This window comes from Streptomyces sp. NPDC014727, assembly GCF_043083485.1.
GTDB lineage: Bacteria > Actinomycetota > Actinomycetes > Streptomycetales > Streptomycetaceae > Streptomyces.
In genome coordinates, this window is record NZ_JBIBYR010000069.1 from 1 (window position 1) to 4,117 (window position 4,117).

At 67.8% G+C, this 4,117-nt stretch carries 5 protein-coding genes; 3 read left to right on the forward strand and 2 right to left on the reverse strand.

The window, feature by feature from the left end:
- Positions 1-175 precede the first annotated feature (175 nt).
- On the forward strand, positions 176-541 hold the full coding sequence (locus tag ACF1B9_RS37845) for a DUF4440 domain-containing protein (protein WP_391746357.1): 366 nt from the start codon (positions 176-178) through the stop codon (positions 539-541).
- Positions 542-771: 230 nt separating this feature from the next.
- Here the strand turns inward: ACF1B9_RS37845 and ACF1B9_RS37850 are convergent, their stop codons facing one another.
- The gene (locus ACF1B9_RS37850; RefSeq protein WP_391746358.1) at positions 772-1,410 is read right to left on the reverse strand and encodes a TetR/AcrR family transcriptional regulator; all 639 of its coding nucleotides are present in this window, start codon (positions 1,408-1,410) and stop codon (positions 772-774) included.
- Positions 1,411-1,524: 114 nt separating this feature from the next.
- Here ACF1B9_RS37850 and ACF1B9_RS37855 point away from each other — a divergent pair, with 114 nt between their 5' ends.
- Together ACF1B9_RS37855 and ACF1B9_RS37860 are read left to right on the forward strand one after the other, a co-directional pair.
- Positions 1,525-2,484, forward strand: coding sequence for an alpha/beta hydrolase (locus tag ACF1B9_RS37855; RefSeq protein ID WP_391746359.1), 960 nt, complete (start codon positions 1,525-1,527; stop codon positions 2,482-2,484).
- A 20-nt stretch (positions 2,485-2,504) separates the two neighbouring features.
- On the forward strand, positions 2,505-2,954 hold the full coding sequence (locus ACF1B9_RS37860; protein WP_391746360.1) for a hypothetical protein: 450 nt from the start codon (positions 2,505-2,507) through the stop codon (positions 2,952-2,954).
- 161 nt (positions 2,955-3,115) lie between these two features.
- Here the strand turns inward: ACF1B9_RS37860 and ACF1B9_RS37865 are convergent, their stop codons facing one another.
- Entirely contained in the window at positions 3,116-3,553 is a 438-nt protein-coding gene (locus tag ACF1B9_RS37865; protein WP_391746361.1) for a DUF6083 domain-containing protein, read from the reverse strand.
- Between the last annotated feature and the right edge of the window lie 564 nt (positions 3,554-4,117).

The window sequence follows — 4,117 nt, forward strand, 5'->3', positions numbered from 1 at the left end:
TCAGAGGGCTCGACAGACTCGGCCTCGGTCATGTTGTTGCTGGTCATCGATGCATCTTCCATGATCGGGAGTTACACCGAACGTTTTACAGTCCCGGGACATCGCCAGGAGCCGCTGCTCGCGTTGCGTGAAATATCGGCTGTGCAGTGACAAGCAGCGTCCTTAAGGTTTGTGCATGACAGACGAGAATGAGCCGACCGTTTCAGCGGCCATTGAGGCGGAGAAGCGGCTTCTCGACCCTGACGTGCGGGCTTCGCCGGCCCTGGTCTCGGAGCTCCTGGACCCGGAATTCCTTGAGATCGGAGCGTCGGGGCGGCGCTGGGACGCGACGTCGATTCTCTCGGTGACGAGTGACGGCTCAGTGGTCACCGAAGCCCCGGTCAAGGTCAGCGAGATGTCAGGGACCGTGCTCGCTCCCGGCATCGTTCACCTGACGTACTTCGCTGACCACAACGGGCGCCGAGCGTGGCGGAGCTCCGTGTGGCGTCTGACGGAAGTGGGCTGGCGCCTGTACTTCCACCAAGGCACTTTGACGAGCTGAGCGAGCGGTGGCCACCGCCTCGGAGGAGGCGGCCACCGGGCCTGGGCCGTTGCCCCCCGGCGCGACCTGCCCGGACTCCGAAAGCTGTCCACAGGTGTTCCGTGGCCTCCTGGTGGTATGAGCGATCACGAGCAGCAGCCGCCCCGCGCCGCGGCGGGTCGGACTTTCGTGTGCCACCCCAAGCCGTTGGTACGCCCACCGAACTGCTGCCGTGGACACCGGCAGGGGGCCTAGAGGGCAGTCCGGTTCTTGATCCCGCTGAGCACGGTGTCGAGCATCCGGTCGAACTCCGTCAGGGATCCGAAGCCGGCCATGAGAGGGGTGAGGGCGGCCATGGACGGGTACGAGGCGGGCTCGAACGCGGGTACGGCGCCGGGCCCGTCGGGCCCGCCGCTCGTGCGCGCCAGCAGGTGTCCATTGAGGAAACTGAACAGCACCATGGGCGCGTCCGCGACCACCTGGTGGGGCAGGCCGGCCTCACGCATCGCGGTGACCAGCCTCTCCAGGGCGGAGATGGCCACCTGTGAGGTCTGAGCGCGCGTCACGAGCAGCGGGAACACTCGGGGGTGCCGGTAAGCCATCTCGCGGTAGCCGTGCGCAGTCCGGCGGGCGATGTCCTCCCAGTTGTGGGATGCGTCGTCGTCCGCGGTGGCCGCCACCTCGGCGAGCACTGCCTCGGACATCGCGTCCAGCAGGGCTGCCTTGCCCTTGATGTGATGGTAGATCGACATCGGGTCGACCCCGAGCTCCTGCGCGAGTCGCCGTACCCCGAAGTGCTCCAGGCCGTCGCGGTCGACCAGTGCGACAGCGGCGGCGGCGATGCGCGAGCGGTCGAGTCCCGCTGAGGTCCCCTGAGCGCGTCTGGCCATGTCCGCTCCTTTCTCCTCCTTGCCAAACCTACACCGTAGAAATTACCGTGCTGAACGCAAACCTACGGCGTAGGTTTCAAGTCGTCGGTCCACACATCTGGCCAAGGAGGAGATATGGGTGAGGTCACTGTTACGGAGCGGCCGCCGGAGCCGGACTGGTTGGCGATGACGGCCGAGGAACTGGTCGTCTACCGCGACGCGGAGAACCGCTTTCGGGCGTCCGGAGCAGCGCGGGCGATCACCGGGGAACCGGATCCCGGCGCCGCGATCCACTGGCAGGAGGTGGCGCTGCCCGGGCGCGAACTTCCGGTTCGGGTGTACCGGCCGGCCCCCGGGCGCGACGGCGAAGGCGCCGACCGGGCCGAGCTGCCCCTCGTGCTCCACGTGCACGGAGGCAGCTTCGTGGGTACGGCGGTGCAGTGCGACTGGACCAACAGCCACCTCGCCGCCCGACTGCCCGCGGTCGTCGTTTCGGTCGAGCACCGCCTCCTCGACCTGGAAACTCCGCTGTCAGCGGCCGTCGACGACGGATGGGACGTGCTCCAGCACGTGGTGCGGCACGCCTCGCGATGGGGCATCGCCCCGGCGCGGATCGCCGTCTTCGGCGAGAGCTGCGGCGCGTTGATCAGCGCCCTGGCAGCGATCCGGGCCAAGAAGACCGGGCTGCATCTCCAGGGTCAGGTGCTGGTCAATCCTGCTGTCGATGTGACCAGGACGATGCTCGACTACGCCTCGGTCACCGAACACGCCAACAAGACTCTCGCCGTGCCCCAGCTGCAACTGTTCCAGCGGCTCTCCGTTCCACCGGGAACCGACCCCCGTGCGCTCTCGCCGCTGTACGCCGACAACCTCACCGAACTGGCCCCAGCGCTCGTGGTGGTGCCCACCCACGACCCTGTGGCTGATCACGGCCGACGCTATGCCGAACGGCTGCAGGCGGCCGGGACACCCACGCGGCTCACCGAATACCCCGGATCGGGACACGCGTTCCTCACCATGCCGGGCGTGGATCCGCAGGCCCGGGCCGCGCGGGCGGAGATTCTCGAATTCCTCCGATCCGCCCTCACCGCGTGACCATCGAGGAGAGCACTCCGATGACGAAGACACGTCATGAGCGAATGGCCATCGGGGCGATGTACACGGGCCTTGGGCTCACCGTCGTCGCGACGACCGTCCCGTATGTCGACCGTGCCACCACCCATCTGCTCGCCGATCACATCCGGTCCGGCTATCCCACGTACACCCAGGCGCGGGTCGACTCGGCTGTCTCCACGTACCTGGTCCTCTTGTCCGTGATCGGAGCGCTCGGCGTCATCGCCTGGCTCTGGACGATCTGGGCCGTCAAGGCAGGCAAGCGGTGGGCTCGTCCTGCCGCGACCGTGATGTTCGTGCTGGGCACGAGCGTCGGGCTGACCGGGCTGCTCACGAAAGACACCTCCGGCGCCACCGGCCTGCCCCCGGCGCTGGGTTGGGTTGGGCTGGCTCCCAGCATGGCGGCCCTCCTGGCGGTCATGCTGCTGTGGAGGCGACCACGACCGGTGTGACGACGGACTCGGCACGTGATGGGCGGCGGCCACCACGGGTTTGCGGGCAGGACCCGTGGACTCCGCAGTGTCTTCTGCTCGGACTCGACTGATACGGACTCGGCCGAGAGAAGAACTGATCACTCATGGTGGACCGAAGCCCGCCCCCGGACACCGTACTGTCAGCTCGCGTCGGGAAGGTCCCGCAGGTTGGGGAGGTTGAACAGGCGCTGTGCTCGGTGGTCGTTCTCCTCGCGCAGCGTGGTTCCCCACGGCCAGGGCCAGCGTGTATCGGCAGTGGGGTAGGGGCAGACGAGGTGGTGGGCCACACGGCACAGGGCGCCGGTGGTGGGTTCGGCGTCCCACGTGTTCCACGCTCTGCCGTCCGCGGTGGTGAGCCACCGTCGGCGGGGTGGCAGGTGGTGGGAGGGGACGGTGACGTCGGGTTCGAGGAGCACCCAGTGGCCCTCGTGGAGAGTGGGGTACCGGTCCTGTGGAAGCCCGCAGTCCGGGCAGTCGGGCGGCGCGGGTGGTGCGGGTGCGGTGGCGCCTTCGCGGAGGGCTTGCAGGTCGTCGTCGGGATGGTCCGGGCCTGTCGCGGAGTTCTCGGTGTCCCCCATATGGTTCAGGGTCCGGACGGGACGTCAGGCGCGGTAGGGCGCGATCCGGCCGGTACTGAGGTGGCCCTGGGGTGCTGGGGTGGCTGTACGGCGCCACATGGGGCGTACACGGTCCCGGCCGTTGTGCCGGAGCGTGGCCGAGCAGGAAGCCCATTGAGTCGGTCGAACCTGTTGCCCTGCGGCTGCTCGCCGCTCGACATGGAAGTCAGAGGGCCGGCACCGACACCTCTGCCGCCCTCCGATTCCCATTCCTCCGGCACGACCACCATCATGAGCCGTGATGCTGAAAGTGTGGCAAGCACCACCCAGCGTTCACCCAGGGGATCCGGGATTCTCGATGCCTGCGTAGTGTCTCGTGATTCTGTTTGTGGAACCTGAGGCGTCTGTGATCGTTGAGTCTGGTATGGATCTCTCCTCTGAACAGATGACTGAGCTGCGGGAGTTGGCGCGTTCGCGGGATGTGCCGGCTGTCGTGGCGCTTCGCGCACGGATCGTGTTGTGGTCCGGCGAAGGGCGGCGGCGTAAGGACATTGCCGAGCTCGCCGGTGTGGCGCCGCTGACGGT